19 protein-coding genes and 1 pseudogene are annotated in these 21,460 nt (G+C 60.3%); 6 read left to right on the top strand and 14 right to left on the bottom strand.

Translation table 11 applies throughout. The annotated features are described in order from the left end of the window. Position 1 precedes the first annotated feature (1 nt). A complete protein-coding gene (locus tag ACNJX9_RS17940) occupies positions 2-1,567 on the bottom strand; it encodes an ATP-binding protein (protein ID WP_439409783.1) in 1,566 nt (521 codons plus the stop codon). Between the two features lie 366 nt (positions 1,568-1,933). Between ACNJX9_RS17940 and ACNJX9_RS17935 the strand changes: the two genes are divergently transcribed. Next, positions 1,934-3,178, top strand: a complete 1,245-nt coding sequence (locus ACNJX9_RS17935) for an MEDS domain-containing protein (RefSeq protein WP_439409782.1) — start codon at positions 1,934-1,936, stop codon at positions 3,176-3,178. Positions 3,179-3,270: 92 nt separating this feature from the next. On the opposite strand, the gene ACNJX9_RS17930 is transcribed toward ACNJX9_RS17935, so the two are convergent. Then, entirely contained in the window at positions 3,271-3,477 is a 207-nt protein-coding gene (locus ACNJX9_RS17930; RefSeq protein ID WP_439409781.1) for a hypothetical protein, read from the bottom strand. Positions 3,478-3,627: 150 nt separating this feature from the next. Between ACNJX9_RS17930 and ACNJX9_RS17925 the strand changes: the two genes are divergently transcribed. Continuing rightward, on the top strand, positions 3,628-4,014 hold the full coding sequence (locus ACNJX9_RS17925) for a hypothetical protein (RefSeq protein ID WP_439409780.1): 387 nt from the start codon (positions 3,628-3,630) through the stop codon (positions 4,012-4,014). Here the strand turns inward: ACNJX9_RS17925 and ACNJX9_RS17920 are convergent. The 8 genes and pseudogenes from ACNJX9_RS17920 to clpB form a co-directional block, all read right to left on the bottom strand. Beyond that, positions 3,986-4,204 carry a hypothetical protein gene (locus ACNJX9_RS17920; RefSeq protein WP_271597635.1) on the bottom strand — a complete coding sequence of 73 codons (219 nt, stop codon included), beginning with the start codon at positions 4,202-4,204 and terminating at the stop codon, positions 3,986-3,988. The genes ACNJX9_RS17925 and ACNJX9_RS17920 overlap by 29 nt on opposite strands. A 114-nt stretch (positions 4,205-4,318) precedes the next feature. After that, positions 4,319-4,780, bottom strand: coding sequence for a thioredoxin TrxC (gene trxC / locus ACNJX9_RS17915; RefSeq protein WP_057745639.1), 462 nt, complete (start codon positions 4,778-4,780; stop codon positions 4,319-4,321). A gap of 18 nt (positions 4,781-4,798) precedes the next feature. After that, positions 4,799-5,643, bottom strand: a pseudogene (locus ACNJX9_RS17910) (aldo/keto reductase). A gap of 75 nt (positions 5,644-5,718) precedes the next feature. Further along, the gene (locus ACNJX9_RS17905) at positions 5,719-6,252 is read right to left on the bottom strand and encodes a DUF1931 family protein (RefSeq protein ID WP_439409779.1); all 534 of its coding nucleotides are present in this window, start codon (positions 6,250-6,252) and stop codon (positions 5,719-5,721) included. Between the two features lie 37 nt (positions 6,253-6,289). Then, a complete protein-coding gene (locus ACNJX9_RS17900; RefSeq protein ID WP_057745909.1) occupies positions 6,290-7,984 on the bottom strand; it encodes an FAD-dependent oxidoreductase in 1,695 nt (564 codons plus the stop codon). Between the two features lie 66 nt (positions 7,985-8,050). Further along, positions 8,051-9,625: an aldehyde dehydrogenase family protein gene (locus tag ACNJX9_RS17895; protein WP_439409778.1), complete on the bottom strand. Its 1,575-nt coding sequence runs from the start codon at positions 9,623-9,625 to the stop codon at positions 8,051-8,053. Positions 9,626-9,792: 167 nt separating this feature from the next. Further along, positions 9,793-10,101 carry a UBP-type zinc finger domain-containing protein gene (locus ACNJX9_RS17890; protein WP_083514123.1) on the bottom strand — a complete coding sequence of 103 codons (309 nt, stop codon included), beginning with the start codon at positions 10,099-10,101 and terminating at the stop codon, positions 9,793-9,795. A 135-nt stretch (positions 10,102-10,236) separates the two neighbouring features. Next, a complete protein-coding gene (gene clpB, locus ACNJX9_RS17885; RefSeq protein WP_439409777.1) occupies positions 10,237-12,876 on the bottom strand; it encodes an ATP-dependent chaperone ClpB in 2,640 nt (879 codons plus the stop codon). 1,723 nt (positions 12,877-14,599) lie between these two features. Between clpB and ACNJX9_RS17880 the strand changes: the two genes are divergently transcribed. Then, a complete protein-coding gene (locus ACNJX9_RS17880) occupies positions 14,600-15,127 on the top strand; it encodes a hypothetical protein (protein WP_439409776.1) in 528 nt (175 codons plus the stop codon). A gap of 203 nt (positions 15,128-15,330) precedes the next feature. Continuing rightward, positions 15,331-15,525 carry a hypothetical protein gene (locus ACNJX9_RS17875; protein WP_439409775.1) on the top strand — a complete coding sequence of 65 codons (195 nt, stop codon included), beginning with the start codon at positions 15,331-15,333 and terminating at the stop codon, positions 15,523-15,525. A gap of 436 nt (positions 15,526-15,961) precedes the next feature. On the opposite strand, the gene ACNJX9_RS17870 is transcribed toward ACNJX9_RS17875, so the two are convergent. Genes ACNJX9_RS17870 through ACNJX9_RS17860 form a run of 3 tightly spaced genes read right to left on the bottom strand, consistent with a single transcriptional unit; the run spans position 15,962 to position 17,085 of the window. Beyond that, a complete protein-coding gene (locus ACNJX9_RS17870; RefSeq protein ID WP_439409774.1) occupies positions 15,962-16,228 on the bottom strand; it encodes a hypothetical protein in 267 nt (88 codons plus the stop codon). A 3-nt stretch (positions 16,229-16,231) separates the two neighbouring features. After that, entirely contained in the window at positions 16,232-16,546 is a 315-nt protein-coding gene (locus ACNJX9_RS17865) for a hypothetical protein (RefSeq protein ID WP_439409773.1), read from the bottom strand. Beyond that, a complete protein-coding gene (locus ACNJX9_RS17860) occupies positions 16,543-17,085 on the bottom strand; it encodes a hypothetical protein (protein ID WP_439409772.1) in 543 nt (180 codons plus the stop codon). Before ACNJX9_RS17860 ends, ACNJX9_RS17865 begins: the two co-directional genes overlap by 4 nt. A 413-nt stretch (positions 17,086-17,498) precedes the next feature. Between ACNJX9_RS17860 and ACNJX9_RS17855 the strand changes: the two genes are divergently transcribed. Continuing rightward, positions 17,499-18,023: a DUF2441 domain-containing protein gene (locus ACNJX9_RS17855; RefSeq protein WP_439409771.1), complete on the top strand. Its 525-nt coding sequence runs from the start codon at positions 17,499-17,501 to the stop codon at positions 18,021-18,023. Positions 18,024-18,143: 120 nt separating this feature from the next. Then, positions 18,144-18,911, top strand: coding sequence for a class I SAM-dependent methyltransferase (locus ACNJX9_RS17850; RefSeq protein ID WP_439409770.1), 768 nt, complete (start codon positions 18,144-18,146; stop codon positions 18,909-18,911). Between the two features lie 634 nt (positions 18,912-19,545). On the opposite strand, the gene ACNJX9_RS17845 is transcribed toward ACNJX9_RS17850, so the two are convergent. Further along, positions 19,546-21,348: a hypothetical protein gene (locus ACNJX9_RS17845; RefSeq protein WP_439409769.1), complete on the bottom strand. Its 1,803-nt coding sequence runs from the start codon at positions 21,346-21,348 to the stop codon at positions 19,546-19,548. Positions 21,349-21,460 lie beyond the last annotated feature (112 nt).

The raw sequence follows: 21,460 nt of genomic DNA, 5'->3' as shown, positions 1-21,460 counted from the left end.
CCTATTCCGTTGGCTCTGCAGATGAGAGAGTGAAGCGAAACAAGGCTCCGCCACCGGGATTTGGCTCGTACCAAAGCTTTCCACTGTGCGATTCCACAATCGAACGGCAGATGGCGAGGCCCAACCCCATACCGTCGTGCCGCGTCGAGACGAATGGTTGAAACAGCTTATCGACCACGGGCGGCACCACGCCGCGCCCATTGTCTGCGACAGAGATCTCGATCTCCTTGTTGTCGATTCGTCGTGTCGCAACATCAATCGTGGCTTGCGGTACTTTCGCGACTTCTTCGAGCGAATTACGGATCAAATTTACCAAGACTTGCTGGATCTGAATTCGATTGACGTAAATATGCGACGCGTTGGGATCGAAAAGCAGATTCACTGACACTTCCAAGCTCTCGAATCCAGTACGGGCAAATGCGTTCGCTTCACGGATCAGTGTTTCGATGTCCTCGCTCTTCTTTTCGCTCTTCCCGCGAGTGACAAAGTCGCGAAGACGCCGAACTATTTGGCCAGCGCGCAATGCCTGCCCGGCAACATCATCCATTATTTCGCGCATCGACTCTGTCCGCATCGACCCGGATCGCGCAAGAAGACGTAGAGCAGCGTTGGCGGAGTTGGCAACTGCCGTGAGCGGCTGGTTCAACTCATGTGCCAGAGCAGCAGCCATTTCGCCGGCAACACTTAGCCGGCCCGCATGCGAGAGAGCTGACTGCAATTCCCGCGACCGTTCATCCGCCCGCTTTCGCTCTGTGATCTCCGCCATCAGCTCGGCGGTACGCAACTCCACGCTTCGTTCGAGCGACTGGTTTAAACGCCGCAGTTCGCGTTCGGCTTGTTTTTGCCTTCTCAGATCGCGGCTGACCGTGGCAACGTTCATAGGCCCGTGGCCTCGAGGGTCGTCGATCCTGAAAATATCGACTAAGAATGGAATTATTTCGCCCGTCTTGAAATGACATAAGTTAAGCTCCCCCATCCAGCGTCTATCTGTCAAAGCGGCGGGCCAACATTGATTGGACAGACGCTCCTGAGCGCTCGAGCTAACGAAGTCGACGACGTGCAAATTTGAAATGTCGTCTGCCGGCTCAATTCCCACCAGCTCGCGGCCAGCCAAATTGACGAATTGCACCCCGCCATTCAGGTCCGAAAAGGCGACGAAGTCGGGTGATCGCTCGACGAGTGCTACAAAGCGCCGTTCGTCCGCCTCTACCTGCCGACGCTGCAACGCTATTGCGACATTACCTGCAGCGATGCTGAGCATCAGTCGATCGGTCTCCCTCGGAAATCCTGGGCCAGACGACCCGGCCACGAGTATCGATCGACCCAATCCGATTGCAGCCGTGGCAATGTGCGCACTGCCGCGGCCAAGCGGATTGGACATCACCTGAGGCCGCCCTGGACCATGAAACCATTCGGGCTTGATCTCGAGCTGGATCGCCCCAGTGACGTCCCGGGGCATTTGTCCGTGCGCGCCATGTGTTGCCGTGATCGGCCCTTCGTCCTGTCCGACAGAAAGACTGACATGTACGAAGTCGGCGGACAGGATCGACTGGAGAGCGAGAGCCACACTGTCGGCTATTTCCTTCGCGGAGTATCTCTCCCAAAGGGCAGGCAAGGTCGATAGTGCCACTAAGTCTCTGATGCAGCGCCGGAGCTCGCCGGGATCTGAAAGCTCTTCCACCCAAGGCATTAGCGCGCTGATTCCAATCCATGTTGCGAGTTTGCTATCTCCTACTCCCAACAGGCGATGGGACCGATCGTTCGGTTCCCGACGCCTTATCGACACCAAGGACAGCGTCTCAAGACTCCGACGCAACCACCGGTCGCCTATTAGATGCTGAATTCAAGTAAGCAAAACTACGTAGTGGACGGCGGCCCTACAAAGTTCATGCTTAACCCTGCTGTTCATGGTGTCCTGCCCGAGGATTGTCCGATGCAAAACCGCCAGCCCGGCACAGAGGCAAGGTCCGGCAAGACCTTTCAAAATGGCATCAATCCACCGGCGCGCGCAGGACGCGGCGACGAAACGATCCATGAGACTCTGATGAATGCCATCAGGGCTGCCGAAGCAGATTTCGGCACTGTGCAGCGGTACGATAGCGCGGAGGACTGCCTCAGGATCGTTGCCAGTTGCGGATTTCCCGATCAAGCTCTGGATTTGTTTCGAATTGTTCGCCGCGACACTAACTCTACTTGTGCAGCAACGCTGAAGAAACGCATGCGCACGGTCGTGGGAAATATCGCCGCCAGCTACCTGTTTGTTGGCACGAGCGAGCTGGCAGCGTTACAAGAAGTGGGCGTCGCAGCGGCGCATTCGGCGCCCATAATTGTTGATAACGGACGGCTGTGGGGCGTTCTCACGGTACATTTTCGCCAGCCCTGGGAAGATACTGAGTATGATCCCACGCCAATGGAGCGGATAGCCGTCCACTTTGCCGAGTGTCTCAAGGATGAAACCCGAGAGCAGACTACTCCGCACCGCGGCGCTGGAAGGGCCCACCCCCCCGCTTCAACGAAAGCGGGGCCGATTGCGCGCTCGTCCGCGGCACCGATTCCTTTCGCTGGCTCCATGCTTCGCGAACACCGGCATGTTTGCGCTTTTTTTTGCTCGGCGGACGACGAATACAATACGCTTTTGCCTTTTATCTGCGATGGCCTGAATTGCGGTCAGCGCGCTTTCCACGTGCTCCCTGAACGGCATGTCGACGATCACGTGACACGACTTCGGAGCGCCGGCATAGACGTTGATGCCGCGCAACGATCGGGGCAGCTCGAGATCGCGCTGCCGCAAGACACGTATTCGCGAACGGGTCGCTTCAACAAGGAAGACATGCTCAATCTCATCCAACAAGTGCTGCAGAATGGGACCTCGCTTGGATACCCGCTTACGCGCATGATCGCACACCCCGAAACCGCATTGGATGACTGGAAGAGCAGGAATGATTGGGCGGAATATGAAATGCGGCTCAACAGCGTGCTATCGAACTTCGATGATCCGGTCATTTGCACCTTCGATGTCAATCTCCTGAACACGGCTTTGGCAATCGACATTCTGCGCACGCATCCTGTCGTCGTAATGGGGGGCGTTCTCGTGGAAAACTCGTTCTTCACCCAGCCCGAGGAGTTCCTACGCAAGGTGACGGAGCGCACGTCGGCGTCCCGGCCGTATCGGGGATAGGGCCTGCAACTCCCTCGCGGCGAAGCCCCCCTCTCAATGGCGGCTCAACCCGTTCGATCCCTGAGCGCACGCCGCCATTGGACCGCCAGCGATCAGCGATCCTCCCTCGGCAATTTCTTCTCAATCCATTTGACGAGCATCATGGCCGCAATCTCGGCATTGTTGAAAAACAAGCACTGTTCAAACAGGGCGCGAGCACCGATGAGCAGAAGCTTTGGGTCATATGCCTGTCCAGAATGTGCAAAGATGCTGCGCGTGGTTCGCGAGCGAAAGACCGGTGCCAGGCGAACAGGCGCCACTTGCAGCGATCCGATGCAGCGACGCGATATTTCGAACCTCCTTAACAGCGAATTGCGGCCTCCACGTGAGCTCCGTTGGGTCGCGACCGAGACGGGGAGATCAAAATAATCAGCCCGCCGTTCATCCAAACCTCCGTTAGGTACGCCTCGATGCGCCAGATCCATGCAGCATTGGACCATTTCCATCGCGGCGATTTCGAGTGCGCTGCGACCCTGGCCGCTGCAGCCTGCGGAATGCTGCCGGCTATCGACAGTGCCGCTCTGCCCGCGTCTGAAGCCCTTTCAGCGCGCGTCGAGACCGTTGCCCATTGGCTCGCGCATGGCACGATCCTCGATCGGACCGGCAACAGTAGACGGGAAGAGACCATCGCTATACGAACGGCCGAGGTCAGGATCGCGATCCATGTGGCGATCAAGAGGTTTGACACCGCGTTTCCGGAGCAGAAAACCCCTCAGATGATGAGTTTCAAGCGCGCGCATCGATTTTGTGAGGACCGCGGGCGGATAGCTAAGGCGCGCCACCTCCCTCCTCCTTGACGCGCTGCGCCGCCGCCATCCAGTCCTGCCACATCGCAGGATCGACCGGAGACCCATCGGCCCATTTCAAACCGGCAAGCAGAAACGCGACTTCGTCCTGGGGTTTGTCCATACGACGCCAGATGCTCTCCACGAAGATCCGCATTGCATCGTAAGCCTCAATCAGGGTGATTGTGTCATTAGCCTGCATGGCGACCCGACCAGTTGTCCTTGAGTTACGCATTATCGGATGCCTGCTGCTCGGCGGCACCATTCCCGATCACCGGCAGCCTCTCCGCCGGCATGGGGCATCCTGTTCCGCAATTCATGAGGCCGCAGGCGCGGCTGAAGGCGCATGCTGGCGCAACCATTGGCGCAGAGCCTCGAGGCCGACGGCGCCGGCGCGTTGAGCGACAACGTTGCCTTTGTGGAATAGCATCACGGTCGGAATGCTTTGAATGTTGTAGCGGGCCGCCAGCTCCGCTTCCGCCTCGGTGTCAACCTTCAAGAAGCGAAGCTCGGGTTCGAACTCGCCGGCGGCGCGCTCGAAAACCGGCGCCATCGCTTTGCAAGGCCCGCACCATGCCGCCCAGAAATCGACCACAACGGGAATATCGTTGCGCTGGATGTGAGTGGCAAAGCTGCCGGTGGAAACCGGCATCGGATGTCCCGTAAAGAGGAGCTGCCGACAGCGTCCGCATTTCGCCTGACGCGCATCCCTGCGGGCCGGAATGCGGTTAATGCTCGTGCAATGCGGGCAAACGATGTGGCGGTCCTCTTTGCTCATGGCTCGATGTCTCCCGAATTAGTGCGATGCCAGAGGTTGCTTGCGATGCGGCGGCGGAAAGGTTTCATCGAGCTCGGCCAGGTCTTGAGGCGTCAGGCGAACGTCCACCGCGCCACGGTTCTCGCGCACATGCTCCGGCTTGCCCGATTGCGGTATCGCACATACGCCATCCTGGCGCAGCACCCAGGCCAGCGCCACTTGTGCCGGTGTTGCGCCGAGACGCGATGCAATGGTCTCGAGCGTGACGTGGTGCAACACACGACCCTGCTCGATCGGCGAATAGGCCATGACCGGCAGACGCTACGCTGGCACAAAGGCATGAGATCGAACTCGATCCCGCGGCGCGCAAGATTGTAGAGCACCTGATCGGTCGCGACATTTGCACCATTGGGCAAGTCCACGAGCTCCTGGATGTCGCCGACGTCAAAATTACTGACGCCCCAGTATCGGATCTTGCCCGTGCCCACCAGGGTTTCGAAGGCGTCGACGGTCTCTTCCAGCGGCACCGACCCCCGCCAATGCAGCAGGTAGAGGTCGATCTCATCCACTCCCAGCCGAGCCAGGCTTCGGTTGCAGGCCGCCACCGTGCCGCGCCGCGTGGCGTTCTGAGGTAGCACCTTGCTCACCAGAAAAGTCTCGTCACGCCGTCCCTTGATCGCCTCGCCGACGACACGCTCGGCACCACCGTCGGCATACATTTCGGCCGTATCGATCAGGCTCATGCCGAGATCGATGCCGAGACGTAGCGCGTTGACCTCCTTCGTTCGATTCAGCGGATTCTCGGCCATGTGCCAAGTCCCTTGACCGAGCCTCGGAATATGTTCACCTGAAGGCAACACGATTGTCCTGATGGTCTCCATCAGAGTCATAGGGGGCACTCCCTGTCCTCCGCACTTTCATGCGGATCTGCGAACTCCAGCAGGATTAGGTGCGACCGGCTACAGCAGCAGCTCGAAGATCCGCGAGGCAAGTTCCCAATGCTTCGTCTGCGGATTTTTCAAATCCGGCTCGATGATCTTCAATGTTCGTGCGACCGCGATGCCAAGCCCCCCGGCAAGGTCCGGCAGCATTGCCTCGGTCTCGTCGCTATAGCTGACTTGCAGCGGCGGCCGATGAGCCAGACGCTCGAGAATCGGCGCCAGCTCTAGCGTTTCATCCAGCTTTCTGAATTGCTCGATGCATTCCTGGAGCCCCGCGGTGATCGGGAGATTCCAGGGCTGGATCAGGACGTCGCCGCCAGCCTTGGCGTCGGCTTCGGCGCGCAATAACAGCCGATAAATCCTGTGGTCGATGAAATCCTCGTAGTGCTTGAGGTCAGCCTTGTCGACGTTGAGACCAGCCGCTTCGCGAAATAGTCGCTGGAACTGCCGCACGCCCTCTGGGCGCGGCGGCGGCATCTTGTCCGGGGGAAGTTGCGCGATCATCGGGCACGTTTGCCATTTTTCGCCGCCGGTCGCATTGACAGGCGTCATATGCGCGGAGTTCTTTCGTCGCTCGCCCGCTTCGCAATCATGCCGCGGCGGCCTGCGCCGGCTCTCCACTTTGGTTGGTCCGCGCCGTTTCAAGATACGCGTGAATCTGCTGCACGACGGTGGCTCCCTCGCCGATCGCCGCGCCAACGCGCTTGACGGATCCCAAACGAACATCACCCACTGCAAACACACCAGCCACGTTCGACTCGAGCGATGGTACGCTCGCGCCGTCAGCCGATAGAAGGTCGTCAGGTGGTATGTTCGTCCCTGTTCGCACAAATCCCTTGCTGTCGCGGCTGACGTTGCAGCCGCTCAGCCACTCTGTTGCGGGCTCTGCACCGATGAACATGAAGACGTTGCGGATCGTTTTCTCAACTTCGGCGCCGGTCCTGTCGCGCCAGCGGACTCGTTCGAGTTGGCCCTGCTCGTTACCCGACACCCCTACGATCTCCGTGCAGGTGAGCAGCTCGATATTCTCTGTCGCTGCGATCCTGTCGATCAAATATTGCGACATACTCGCGGCCAGGCTGGGTCCCCGCACGAGCATCCATACCTTCTTGGCATAGCGGCTGAGAAACACCGCCGCCTGCCCCGCGGAGTTGCCTCCGCCGACCAGCGCCACCTCCTCGTTTCGGCATAGGCGAGCCTCGATCGGGGAGGCCCAATACCAAACTCCCCGCCCCTCGAAATGCTCCAAATTCGGTATGTTCGGCCTGCGATATCGCGCGCCACTCGCGATCACGACACTCAGCGCGGTGACGCTCCGACCGTCGGAGAGCTCGATCGTGAATGGACGGTGCTCACAACGAAGGTTCGTGATCTTCTCGGGGATGATCATCTCCACGCCGAACTTCTGTGCCTGCACATAGGCACGCCCCGCCAGCGCCTGGCCTGAAATTCCCGTCGGAAATCCCAGATAGTTCTCGATGCAGCTGCTGGCGCCGGCCTGTCCCCCGAACGCCCGTGCGTCAAAGACGCCGACCGACAAACCCTCAGACGCCGCATACACGGCAGCCGCAAGTCCTCCCGGGCCAGCGCCGACAATTGCCACGTCGTAACGGCGCCCTTCGAGATCCGGAGGCACCATCCCCAGGGCCCGACCCAAGTCAGCTTCACTCGGGTTTTTCAGGATTGCCCCGTTCGGACAGACCACCAGCGGCAGTTCCTCCGACTTGCAGGGATAGTGCTTCAAGAACGCTTGCGCATCCGGATCCTTTGTGGGGTCGAGCACCTGGTGCGGATAGGCGTTGCGCGCCAAAAATTCCAGTAGACGCACCATTCCGGGATGGCCGTCGTGCCCGATGAGACAAGGGCCGCCCGCGCCGGCCTCAATCAGGAATACCCGTCGCAAAATCAGGGCCCGCATAATGCGCTCGCCGAGTTGAACGTCGGCGATCAGCAAAGCGCGAAGTCTGGCTGGCAGAAAGAGCAGCGATTCAACGGGCTCGGTTGCGCGCGCATCGACCAGGGCGGGTCCACCGAAGAGTTGGGCGACTTCGGCAACAAAGTCGCCTGCGCCCAATTCCACGATTTTCTCCGCCCGACCAGGTCGATCGCGAGCTTCGATCGATACGCGACCGGCAATGATGACGAACGTGCCCGGCGGGCTCTCACCCGTCCGGAATAGATGTTGATCGACGGCATAGTGCTTGATCTCGCCAAACCGGCGCATGCGGTCGATCTCGTCCGGCGTGAACTTGGGAAACATATGCTCGTGGCGGGACTCCAGCATGCCGTTGCTGCTCGTCTGGAGACCAGCGACAACCGTGTTGGATAGGTCGTCCATCCTATGCGCCTTTCATGACCACGGCCCCTGCACGACGGAGGCGCTCCAGGGGTAGCCTCGCGGCGCGTGCTGTGCGGTCAGCCATTGGTCCGTCGTGAAGGCCTCGATCGCCCAAGAGCCATTGAACCGACCGATGCCGGAATTCTTCTCGCCGCCAAACGGACAGGTCGGCAAGTCGATGACGGAGTGATCATTGACATGGGCCATGCCGACCTGCATTCGCTGGGCAAAGTGCACGCCCCGGTGCAGGTCGCGCGTGAATACGGCGCCGCTCAGTCCAAAACTCGTTTCATTGGCCACGGCCAAGGCTTCTTCGGCACTCCCGACCCGGAGGATCGGCGCCAACGGGCCGAATATTTCCTCTGCCGCAAGTTCCATCTGGTTAGTGACGTTCACGAAGACATGCGGCGGCAACACGAGTCCATCCGGCTCGCCGCCGAGCACCTGTTTGCAGCCGTCGTCGCGGGCGCGGCGAACGCGTGCCACCAACTTCTGAAGCTGCGAGTTGTTGATGATCGGACCAACCATGGTGTCGCCATCGCGGGGGTCGCCGGTTTTCAATCTCGCCACTCGCTCGGTAAAGCGCTCGACGAACGCGTGGTAGATGGGCTCCTCGACAATGAGGCGGTTAATAGCGATGCAGATCTGGCCCTGGTGCAAAAATTTGCCGAACACTGCGGCCTCGATGGCCTGATCCAGATCGGCGTCCGCGAGCACAACGAAGGGAGCATTGCCACCGAGCTCCAGATCGACGCGCTTGATGATCGGCGCCTTCGCCGCAAGTTCCGCGATCCTGCGGCCGACCGGCGTCGAGCCGGTAAACGAAATGACTCGTGGAACGGGATGACTGACGAAAGCATCGCCGACTTCGCTGCCCGCGCCGACAACGACGCTGAGGAGCCCCGCTGGCAGGCCGGCTTCCTCGAAGATTTTCGCCAACAACAATCCTCCCGTGACGGGCGTATCACTTGCCGGCTTCACCACAACGGCATTACCGACCGCGAGCGCCGGCGCGATGGTGCGATTGCTCAGATGAAGCGGCCAGTTCCAAGGGCTGATCGCACCGACCACTCCGACCGGCTTGCGGCGCACCTGATTTTCCTTGCCCGGAATGTCGGACGGAATGTAGCGGCTTTCGACCGCATGCGGCACCGAGGTCGCCCACAGCATGACCGTATGGGTCACTTCCCACTCAAGGTTCGCCTTCAGTCGCGTGCTGCCGGATTCATTGATGAGCCAATCGACGATTTCGCCACGGCGCGCTTCCATCACCTCTGCGGCACGGCGAAATACCCGCGCCCGCACCGCCGGTGCTGAGGCGGCCCACTCCCCCTGAGCCTTGGCAGCCGCTGCAAACGCCGCATCAAGATCGCGACGATCGGCCTGCTTGATTTCGAGGAGGACATCGCCGGTAAAAGGATTGGTGTCGACCAGCCTGTGATCTGCCTGCCCATGGCGCCAGGTCCCGGCGATGGGCAGCAGTTCAAACCGATCATAAGGTTGCGGATCGCTCGTTTGAACTTTGGTGCCACCCGGTACTCTGGCTTCGTGTCGGTCGGAACTACGGCTGGCAGTGCGCGCGACCATGTCCATCTCCCTGGCAGGCTGTTTCGCAGCTGACGATGACGCGTAGAGCGACGCTCTACCTTGACAGCCGTCAACGCAAACGCCGGAAAGCATCGAGTGTCGTCAATTGTTGTTTGCGGTTCGCCCACGCCTTCAGAGTCTCTAGTCGAGCAGCGCGGTGTAGGGCGTCAATAAAACCTCGGGATCGGACCTAGTTGCGGCGTGGGCCGATCCGATAAGTCAAACATCAGTTCATCAACATAACACCAGCCCCAGCCTTCGGGCGGATCATAGGCTTCGATGATTGGGTGGCCGGTTGCATGAAAATGCTTCGTCGCGTGTCGATTGGGCGACTGATCACAGCAACCGACGTGACCGCAGGTTCGGCAGACACGCAGGTGCAGCCATGGGTCGCCCAGTTGCAGGCATTCTTCACACCCAAGAGAATGGGGAACGACGTCATGAATTCCTGCCAAGTGCCTGCAACGCTGTGCCATGTCATCCTGCTCAATATCTGCGTGCTGCGTTCTGTCTGATCTCAATCCCCGCTCTTTTCAGAGCGAGCCGTCACAGTCCTGCCAGTTCCGATACTCCTCGGCGCAGCACGCTATGCCAGCATCCTGGCAGGCCGTTCAGTTCAATCTCCGTTTCGGAGGTGGGGCATTGAATTGCGCTATTTCCGCCGTCTGCGGCGCCTTGCCGTTGAATGTCAGCACATTGCCTTCCGCCGAGATCGCGACCTTGTCACCGTCCTTCACCTCGCCTGCGAGGATCATTTCGGCCAGGGGGTCCTGCAGATACTTTTGGATCACCCGCTTCAGCGGCCGCGCGCCGTAAGCGGGATCCCAGCCCTTCGCTGCGAGCCAATCCCTTGCGTCCGCATCGAGCGTGATCGTGATCTTGCGATCGTCCAGCAGCTTTTGCAGGCGGCCGAACTGGATCTCGACAATCCGTCCCATCTCGCTCCGCTGCAGGCGGTGGAACAGGATGATCTCGTCGACGCGGTTGAGGAATTCGGGCCTGAAATGGGCGCGCACCATGCCCATGACCTGCTCACGCACGGCAGCCGTATCCTCACCCTCCGGCTGGTTCACGAGGAATTCCGAACCAAGGTTGGAGGTCATGATGATCAGCGTGTTGCGGAAGTCGACCGTACGGCCCTGGCCGTCGGTCAAGCGGCCGTCGTCGAGCACCTGCAGCAGGACATTGAAGACGTCAGGGTGCGCCTTCTCGATCTCGTCGAACAGCACGACCTGGTAAGGCCGGCGTCGCACCGCTTCGGTCAGCGCCCCGCCCTCGTCATAGCCGACATAGCCCGGAGGCGCGCCGATCAGCCGCGAGACCGAGTGCTTCTCCATGTATTCGGACATGTCGAGGCGGACCATCGCGGTCTCATCGTCGAACAGGTACTCCGCCAAGGCCTTCGTCAGCTCGGTCTTGCCGACACCGGTGGGGCCCAGGAACATGAACGAGCCCATCGGCCGGTTGGGGTCTTGCAGCCCTGCGCGAGAGCGACGAACGGCCGTCGCGACCGCATGCACCGCTTCCGCCTGGCCGACGACGCGCTCACTCAGCGCTTCCTCCATCTTCAGGAGCTTCTCCTTCTCGCCTTCCAGCATCTTGTCGACGGGCACACCGGTCCAGCGCGAGACGACCTGCGCGATATGGTTGGCGGTGACGGCTTCCTCCACCATCTCACCGGAGTTCTCCTTGGCCTCGATCTCGGCAAGCTGCTTCTCGAGTTGCGGGATCCGGCCATAGGCCAGTTCGCCGGCTTTCTGGAATTCGCCGCGGCGCTGCGCATTGGCGAGTTCGACGCGCAGCCCATCGAGCTCCGCCTTCAGCTTCTGGGCGTTCACGAGCTTGCTCTTCTCGGCGCTCCAGCGCGCCGTCAGCGCCGCGGCCTTCTCCTCGAGATCGGCGAGCTCCTTCTCCAGCGACTGCAGCCGAGTCTTGGAGCCGGGATCGCTTTCCCTCTTCAGGGCTTCCTGCTCGATCTTCAGCCGGACAATTTCCCGATCCAGCGAATCCAGCTCTTCCGGTTTGGAATCGACCTGCATCTTCAGCCGCGCCGCGGCCTCGTCCATCAGGTCGATCGCCTTGTCGGGCAGGAAACGGTTGGTGATATAGCGGTGCGACAACGTCGCAGCCGCCACCAGCGCGGAATCGGTGATGCGCACACCGTGGTGCTGCTCGTACTTGTCCTTCAAGCCGCGCAGGATCGAGATCGTGTCCTCGACCGAGGGCTCGTTGACGAAGATCGGTTGGAATCGCCGCGCCAGCGCGGCGTCCTTCTCGACGTGCTTCTGGTACTCATCGAGCGTGGTCGCACCGATGCAGTGCAGTTCGCCGCGGGCAAGCGCGGGCTTGAGCAGGTTGGACGCATCCATTGCGCCGTCAGCCTTGCCTGCGCCGATCAGCGTGTGCATCTCGTCGATGAACAAGATGAAGGTGCCCTCGCTCGCAGTCACTTCCTGGAGCACGGCCTTCAACCGCTCCTCGAACTCACCGCGGTATTTCGCGCCAGCGATCAGCGCTCCGAGGTCGAGCGCAAGCAGCTTCTTGTCGTGCAGGCTCTCGGGCACGTCACCATTGACGATGCGCAGTGCCAGGCCTTCGGCGATGGCGGTCTTGCCGACGCCGGGCTCGCCGATCAGGACGGGGTTGTTCTTGGTCCGACGCGAGAGCACTTGAATGGTGCGGCGGATCTCCTCGTCGCGGCCGATCACCGGGTCGAGCTTGCCGTCGCGCGCGGCCTGGGTCAGGTCGCGGGCATATTTCTTCAGCGCGTCATAGGCATTCTCGGCCGTGGCGCTGTCGGCGGTGCGGCCCTTGCGCAGGGATTCGATCGCAGCATTTAGGTTCTGCGCGGTAATGCCGCCCTTGGCCAGCAGCTGGCCGGCTTCGCTGTTCTTGTCCATGGCGAGGCCGAGCAGGAGACGCTCAACCGTGACAAAGCTGTCGCCGGCCTTTTCGGCTGCCTTTTCCGCAGCGTCGAATGCTCGGGCGAGCTCGGGTGCAAGATAAACCTGGCCGGCACCGCCACCGGAGACCTTTGGCACCTTGTTCAGGGCGTCCTCGGTCGCCTTCAAGATTGCACGGGAATTGCCACCAGCGCGGTCGATCAGACCGCCAGCAAGGCCCTCACTGTCATCAAGCAGGACCTTCAGCAGATGCAGCGTGGAAAACTGCTGATGACCTTCGCGCATCGCCAACGACTGCGCGGACTGGATGAAACCGCGCGAGCGCTCGGTATATTGTTCAATATTCATCGTCCTCTTCTCTCGGCGATGCCGCTCCGCCCCCGAGTGCGATCAGCAAAAGATCGGGTACCGGTTTTGCGTTCGATCGGGATCAAGGTATTGAAGATCCACGATCTGGTCGCCAAACCGCACGCCGTTTGGTGAACTATGGGCAAGGCGCGCACGCTGCATGCTCTTTGGGTTTCCGCAAGCTCGCACTGACATTCGTCAACTCGCCAACGGGTTTTCGTCGTCGCTGAAGCCTGTTGCGACAGTGGGTGCTCATCTTGCGGCGTTTGAGCATTGCCGTGTCTGCCGGCGCCAGCTAACCGCTCCGACCGCGCGTCTCACCCGCCGTCTCACGCTCTCCCCCCAAGACTCGGCGCGGCTATCGGACAATCCAGCTCGACCCGGCAATAGTGGCGATCCTCTTGGCTGAAAAGGAGCGGCAGCTTCGGCTGCTCACCGAGGTTCACGACAGGTATCCATGATCGGCCCGCCGGAAGCTCTCATGTTTCCAGCCATCTCCGTGTCGGCTACGCCCCGCGGCATCCCGGAACTTCTCTCGGGACTATCATCCACGCCCCAGCCCTGCTCGACGCAGGGGTGCCGATCCACACCCTGGCGCAGCGGATGGGTGACGACACAGCGGTTTTGCGGCGCACCTGCACGAAGCGCAGGCGCAGCCGGCAAGCCGATCAGCGCCTGACGAGTACCATCACTGACTTGGCAGCAAGCATCCCGCTTGACGAGCCGTCAGACAAAATTGGGTACAAGGACGGTAGAAACCCTCGTTCTACCGCACTCACATTTAGGCTAAGTTATTGATTTTGCTGGCAGGAGTGGCAGGGCTCGAACCTGCGACCCCCGGTTTTGGAGTACGCGCGCAACCGTTTTGCCCGGTCCGCGCGCGTACCGCTTAGTATGCTTTCACCGGGCTTTTTGAGCCATCCCCGCCTCCTGCGGTCCGGCGCCGTCCATACCTGTCCATGCTGGTCTATCGCCCATTGGGACACAGCTTGGGACAACCGAGCAGCCTCGTCCCGGTAGTTGCCGGCTATCTCCCGCAAGCCGGCGCGCTCCTCCGGCATGGTCGCCTGCCCGGCCAGATCCCGGCAGATGCGCTCCATGCGCGCGAGTTCGTCGATGTCGTGCTGATGCCGCCCCATGTCGCGATCAGACTCCCGGTTGCATCAGGTCGTCAAGAGTCGGCCACCCGTAAATTTCCCAATACCGCGATCCGTCGGCTGCTTCGATCATTTCGCGATGAAGTCAGCAAAGCCAAAGGAATGGACGGAGGCCGAGCGGAAGCGGCTTGCGTGGTTGGCGCGTCGGCGTGTCGTGGCGGAGATTGTTGCGGACCTTGGCCGCCACGCCGGGTCCATAAGGCGGATGGCGCGGGAGATGGGACTGATCCTGAAGAAGTAGTTCGACGACGGCCGGCGCTGTGCCGCCTCCCACCACGCGCAGTGGCTCGCGCGCGTTCGCAGCCCCCACTAATCGACAATTTGACTCTCGCCGGCGGCGCGCTTCGATGGCGGCATGACCGTCCGTCTCATCAAGCACGAAGCCGTGCCAGGCACCGGCAGCTTCGAGGTGCGCTTCGCTGATGGCCGGCGGAGCGGCCCCGGCCGATACCCCTAGCCCCCTGCGGCAGGAGTCGTGATCGCCTTGCTCTAAAGCTTTTGAAGGCCAACTCAGGCGCTTGTGCTGGGTCAATATCGAATGGTCCGCGCTGCTTTAGTCTGCACCAATGCCTCAGATCCAAGTACACGCAGGCTCCGCTGACGTTCCGTCTCTCCAGCAAGTTCGCTGGGCAAAGTATCCTTTATTCGCACTCGTAATCGTCGCCATAGGTCCGAGCACGCTCGCACCGTTCGTTTACATTGCGCTGCAATTGTTTGGAATTGATCATCTGGAAGGCTACGCAATAGAATTTAGCGGAAGCACAATTGCCTTCATGATGGTGTTCCCGGTGTTTTCCGCGATAGCGAACGTATCGTTTATCTTGCTTTCCAAGATTTCTGCTTGGCAAGCACGAAAGGAGTGGCCGCATCTTGTTTCCGTCAAGACCGCGATGTGGTTCTCACTGATTGCAATGTGCATCCCGAACACAGTTCTTTTCATCGGTACACCGCAGGAGATGATTTTGAAGGCGCCCAACGCGGGGCAAGGATCAGGCCTCGCAATCGTCGGACTTTTCCTCACCGTTCCAATATTTGGTCTTGTTGGATGGTTTGTCGGGCGGCTTCTCGCGTGGGCTCTCCGAAAGCTTTCATAACCCATGTCAGTTTGAAGCCTCGGGTATGAGGTTCTGGAATGAAAGGCCCGCCAGCGTGAACCGGCGGGGTGATCAACTATTACTCGGTGAAACAATTGGTGAGCTCCATCTGCCAAGCGAATTGGCCAACCGATGTAGCAGTTCGGTGACAGCATCTTCCGACGATGTTGCTAGAGTGTTCGCAACACATCGGAGGCCCACGCATGGCAATCGATCGCGCTCAGAGCCTTAAACCGGACGAAGACCGCACCAAGGTCGCCGCAGATTCTGCCCGTTCCGCCCATCCCCAACCGTCCAATTTCAATTTCGTAGAAACGGAAACGAATGCGGATGATGGTAGCCATTACTTGCCGGGCAAATGGAGCTGGGGGCCGGCGAAGTCGTCATTCGATTGGTAGTGCACGTGCTCAGCGCCGCATGGAACGCGTGCGCAGAAGTGGGCTTGCCAGCGTGAAACGGCGCGCAGAATCGTGCGATCATGCGAACGATCAGCGAGCATCGGTCAGCGAGCTTCCCCATGTCTCATTTCGTGATGGATTGTTATTTTCCCGACGTGACGAAGCCCGGCGGTCTCACGTGCGATTCCTTGCCGATCCAAGCCCTTAACGAGGGTGATGCGATCGAGGAGGCTAAAAGGATCGCGATCTGGAAGAGGCCCGTCCGATTCGATGTGCGATCCGTCAGCAGGGGCGGAGGCAAAACGATATTCGCCTCATAGTGGGAGTGAAGCGCGGGACCGAAGCCCCGCGCTGTTTGCCGTTCACCGCTTTAACCGCCGGCGGTGCGTCATCAGCCGCTGCCGGTCGCGCTTTCTATGGGTTCGGCGACGGCGTTTCATGCGGTGCTCTCCGCACCGTCCGTCGTCGACGCCTCGCCGAAATCCGCCCGATATCGTTCCTCCAGGCTCTCGATCATCTCCTCTAGGTGGTACACGGCGAAGAGCAGCTTGTCGTTGGAGCCGTCGTCGGCGTCATTCATCAGGTTCGCGGTTATCCGAGCCATCAGCACGCAATTGTGGAGCGGCCCCTCCATTTTGGAATAAGCCTCCGCGTGCCGTTTCTCGCGGACGTTCTGAACTTGAAGCTTGGTGATGGTTGCCATGGCTCAGCCCTCCATCCTCCGCGCTGCTTCGACGGCCGCGCCCAGCTTTGCAATTACGGTGGCTAGCTCTTGGACCTTCTTTTGTGCCTGCTCCGTGAAACTTTGGAGGTAGGCTCGATGGTGGGCCAGCTTCCGCTCTGCCTTCTCCAGGTCGAAGCGGACGTCCGCAAGCAGGGTCGCCTCATCGACTTCGAGGATCAATGTCCGGCTGCGGAAGACCAGCGTGTGCATATTCTTCCTTGATCTGGCGTACGTGAATGACGGATTGCTGAGGGTGTCGCGGCGGCCGCCGGCGGGGAAAGCGAGGATGTTGCTCATGCGCGCACCTCGCCGCTCAGAATGGTTTCTAGTGCCGCGGCCATGGTCGCACGGAGCTGGTAGTGCCAGCCCTCGGGGCCGATCGCGTCGGTGTTCGGCCACTCGCCCCCCTCATCCTCGATCAGGTTCGCGAAACGGAGCACGGCGACCACCCCGGCCAGCGTGGTCGGCTGGATCGTCGCAAGCTTCCAATCGGCTTCCTGGGCGGCGTGACAAGCCGCCTCGCACCGATCCGCTGCCTCCCATCTCTCTTCCGATGCTCTACCGAATTGGAGTTGGGCTGTCGCCTCCGCCTCAATCGCCCAGCAGTGCTTGACATCGGCCAGCCGCTTGGCGCGGATCAGCGCGAAGGCCGGATCTGCGTCGTCGACGCTTGGAGCGGGCACCGCAACGGCAGGCTTGGCCGCGGCGGCCGGCAGGAGCGCAAGGGCGCCGAGCATGTGGCGTCGGGATAGCCCCTCAGCGGGCTCGCGGGACTCGCTGGTGCGTTCGGCGATTTCCCGCTGTACGGTAGCGGGTTGGGCTTCAAACGAATCCATGGACTCCGCTCGCGGCGGAAACATCGGTCGTTGTAGGGACATGGTGCTTGCTCTGTGTAAGGGCTTTCGACGGCCCAAATGCAGCGGGACAGCCGCTGCAGCCGGGGGGTCGAAACTCGCCAGAGCGACGAGCCGAGCGCTTTTAAGGGTTGCCCCTCTGGACAGCACGCCCGACCCCGGCCATAAAGGCAGGGTTCGGAGCCGCACCGCCAAGTGCGTCCGTCGAAACTACCCGCGAGGGACAGTTTCATTCAGCCGTCACCCCCGACGCCAATCGGGAGCATCCTGACCAAGGATGTGCGGCTATAGCTCTGGTCCGGGTTTCGACGCCCACGGACATCATCAGGTGATTTGCCCTAACCGTCAATTAACTTCCCCACTTGGGGAAAACGACTCGCACGGTCTGGACGCCCATGGACGAGCGGCTGACAGCTGTGCTCCTGGTGGGGCCCATGATGGATCAAAACGAATTCTACCACCTCGCCACCGTTCGCCTTCGCGCAGGAAGCATAATCGAGGCTGGCAACTGGGGGCGGCTGCTCCGCCGTTATCAGAATGCCAGCAACTTCGGAAATATATTTGGGAATTCGTGGATCCTTGCCCGCGAAGCGTTCTTTGAGATCGTGCGGCTGGAGCAATTCCCGAACAAGCCGTCTCGGTGGCAAGCCGCCTTCTGCTGCATGACTGCCGAGGATGCCAGGGGCTATCAACAGAAGACTGATCGACCAGCAGCCAACGTGCTTCACCGCGTTGAGCTTGTTGACCCGGAAGCGAATTTTCACGTCGGCCCACTGAATTCTCTGGACTGGCCACCACCAGACACGTCATTTGTCGATGTCACACGGTATTACGCAATGGCCTATTGGGGCGGTCAATGCGATGGACCGCAGGAATTTATCACGCTATCGCCGCTGCGAATCCTCGAAAGTTACCCCTAGACCTTTCCCTTGCGCTCGCCCACCGGTTGGATCCGATCGCGGAGGCGCAAGACACGATTCTCAGTTGCATTAATGGCTGCATGCAATTAAAAAATCCCGTTAATCGGGAGGTACTTTGCGTTGAAGCGAGAACCGAGAACGAGATGTCCCATCTGCGAAGAGCCAGAGTTTCGCTCAAAGCTTCGCGTCACGCGGCACAACGAAAATTTTGAGATCGTAGAGTGCGGCGCTTGTGGCTTTACGTTTGTAGCCGATCCGCCGACTGATACCGCTAATCATGTAGACATCAACAAGATCGACTGGGCCTTCAGGCCTCGCCACAACCAGATCCGACGGCTCATACTAAAACACATTAAGCCGGGCGGACGCGTGCTCGAGATAGGGTGTGGGCGAGGCGAAGTCGGCTACCTGCTGCGCCATGACCCAGTTCGATACCAGGGCTATGAGCCCGCGCACGGGCTCTCCGACTTTGGGATCCGGGCGGGCGTGCCGATCCATCAGCGAATCTACAGTGGCGGCGAGAAGGCAGACGTTGTGGTCATCGACAACGTATTGGAGCACGTGGCCGAACCGGCCGCACTGATAAAGACAGCAGCGGAATCGCTTACTCCAGGTGGCCTGTTAATTGTCATAACTCCAAATCGAGACGATGTTCGCGCAGCACTCTCGACTGCTTGGCGGGAAAAATATCTTTGGGTCCCTCCGGATCATATCAACTTCTTTTCCGCAACTGACATCAACGCCATCTTTGCGCAAATCGGCATGCGTCCCGAGCGCTTCAAGTTCGCTCCTTTAACCTTGTCCGATTGGAAATTCGTCCCGCGGGCGACAGCTGAATCTCTAGGCCTCTCGATCTTCGGCCACAACCTCTTTGCCACCAAGGCGTAGCATTCGACCGCAGATCGGCGGCAAATTGCAGAGGCTTCATGCATTCGCCGGCGTCACGTCGACCGTGCGATCGAAGTGTCAGCTCGCCGTACAAGCGACGTTCGCTCGCGCACCAGCCTCTAGCGGTGCTGGAGATGAATGGCCGATGAACACCGCGCGTCTGCGCGCAGAATCCACTTCCTTCCAAGGAAACCGGCGGGAGCTTTGCTGCGTTTAGTTCCTGCCCGCCAAAGGAGGAACTGAACATGCCACTGACCAGCGCAGCAGCCGCGACGATCCTTGCTCTCCAGCTCGGGACGCCCACCGCGGTCCAGAGCGAAGCACCCGCAATCCAAAGCGACTCCCCGATCGTACAGGTTGGGTACTGCGGAAACGGCTATGACATCGACATCCACGGCCGCTGTTATCCGAACGGGGTGATACCTCCGCAGTTTCAGGCCGCACGACAATACGGTCGGCAACGGCGATATGACGCTTATGCCGGCCCCGTTCCGTGCGGCAACGGCGCTGATATCGATAGCCGAGACGGCCGCTGCTACCCAACCGGGACAGTACCGCCCCGGTTTCAGCAGGGACGGCAGGGTTACTACTATGGTCATCCACGTCGCGGCTACTATTACGACGAAGACTGAGGTCACGAACAAGCGCCCGCGTTCGGGCAGGTCACTGGCTTATAGACGTTCGTCGTCATATTGTTCGTGCCACCCTGCAGGTTGCTGATCGTATTGGTGCAGCCTCCGATAGGGATTTGGCTCATGAGGGCGTTTGACGGGTTGTTGGCAGCAGTGAGCTGAACCACAGAAGCGCAGGCCGGCGCCGGCGCTCCGGTCGAAGCCGAATTGACATTGGTGATCGAGATCAGATCGTTATTGCCCGTACCAGCGGGCGTATCGACTTGAATGCAGATCGCCATGTCCTCGCAGTGAACATTCTCGACGCGGGGGAAGCCGCCGTTGAGCAGGATGCCAACACCGGTCTGATACGTACCTCCGCCCGAAGGGCCGCCCAGAACGATATCGCGAAGGGACTCGATCGTGCTGCCGAAATTGACGCCTGACCCGGTGTTATTTCCCATCCAGACCTGAGGCAATGTCGACTGAGCAGTGCAGCTCAGCTTGTTGACGAATACCGTGCTGGCGCCGCCATAGCCCTTCTCGAAGTGCACGCAGCCGCGCGTGCCAGCATAGATGTAGACGTTATCGATCCCGCCGAAATCCTGCGTGTTGTTCGAATACACCATGTAGGCGTTGCTCGACGAGACGGACGGTCTTGCCGAGAGCTGAATGTTGCGCAGAACTGCATTGAAGCAGGTCGTGTGCCAGTTAGGGTCACAAAGATCAAGAAAGTGAGACGTCGACGTGAAGGTGTCACACATTCTGATAGCGGAGCCCTGGTTGCTGGCTCCTTCTAAGACGACGCCAAAGGGGACAATGAGACCTGCGGTTATGCCGCACGACGACATAAACGTGCCCTGCGGCACCCACAAACGACCGCCCCAGAAGCCACCGTTTCCAGACGTCAGGTTCTGGCCGTTCATGTTTCCGGTGAACCACAGCGCGGCCTGAAGCGCATTGTAGTTATCGGTTGCAGATGCGTCCGTTCCAGCCCAATCGCCAACCGCTCCAAACTGCTTGATGTTCGGAGAGTCGCCGTCATAGACGATCTGCCAGTGATTGCTGGCGCTATCGGTGAACGATCCGCGCGGGGTCGAGCAAGCGGTGGTCGTGATCGAGAAGCCGGTGCCGCCGGGAGGCACGCCGCTGGCTGAAGTATAGTTGTCACCAATCTTGCAGAGGCCGCCGGGGGTTCCCGCGAAGTTGGTCGAGGTAACGGCGCCGCCGGAGACGGTCACGCCACCTACGATCACAGGTTTGTTGGCGTTGGACATAACAACGCCGTTGTAGCTGCCATTGGTGTAGCCGCTGCCACCTGCCGTCGAGTACGACGTGATGAACGAGTCGATGACAGGATTGCTGGTGACGTTCTTGAACGTCGCGCCGCCACCGTCGCCTGGGGTCGCATAGCCCAGCGTGGTTACGGAGGAAAATGCCGATAGATCAAGCGTCGCAGCGGTCGCGCGCGACGGCAGCACTGGGATCAAGCCACACTGCCAACCCGTGCCAGAGACCCACTGTGTAAACTGGTAGAGCGCCGAGCAGGACGCGATCGCGAGATCTGATGTCGTCGTTCCGTTGAGCGAGCCCTTCACGGTGTTTGCCGCACCCGTGACCAGCTTGGCATTAGTGACCGAGCTGTTCGGCAGCGTGGCCGCTTGGATCGAGGAAAACGGGATCGCCTGGGCGGGGCCTGTCCCAGCCTGCGTTCGGCCGATGATCGTTCCACTCGGAACGGTGGGAAATTGCTGTGCGATCGCGGGGAAGGAAGCAGCGAACAGCGCGAGTGTAAGAGCAGCGCGGCGCAGACGGCGGAAAGACATAGACCGACCTCGAGGATCGGCTCAGATCGGTGAGCCGCCGGAGGTCGTTTGCGCCGTTGACCGTGGCGGAGCCTGTTGCGGAAGGCCCGATCCGAGACGCGCTTGAGGTGCG

It is taken from the genome of Bradyrhizobium sp. BLXBL-03 (genome assembly GCF_051853015.1).
Classification (GTDB): domain Bacteria; phylum Pseudomonadota; class Alphaproteobacteria; order Rhizobiales; family Xanthobacteraceae; genus Bradyrhizobium; species Bradyrhizobium manausense.
This window is presented reverse-complemented; position numbering and strand designations above follow the sequence as displayed.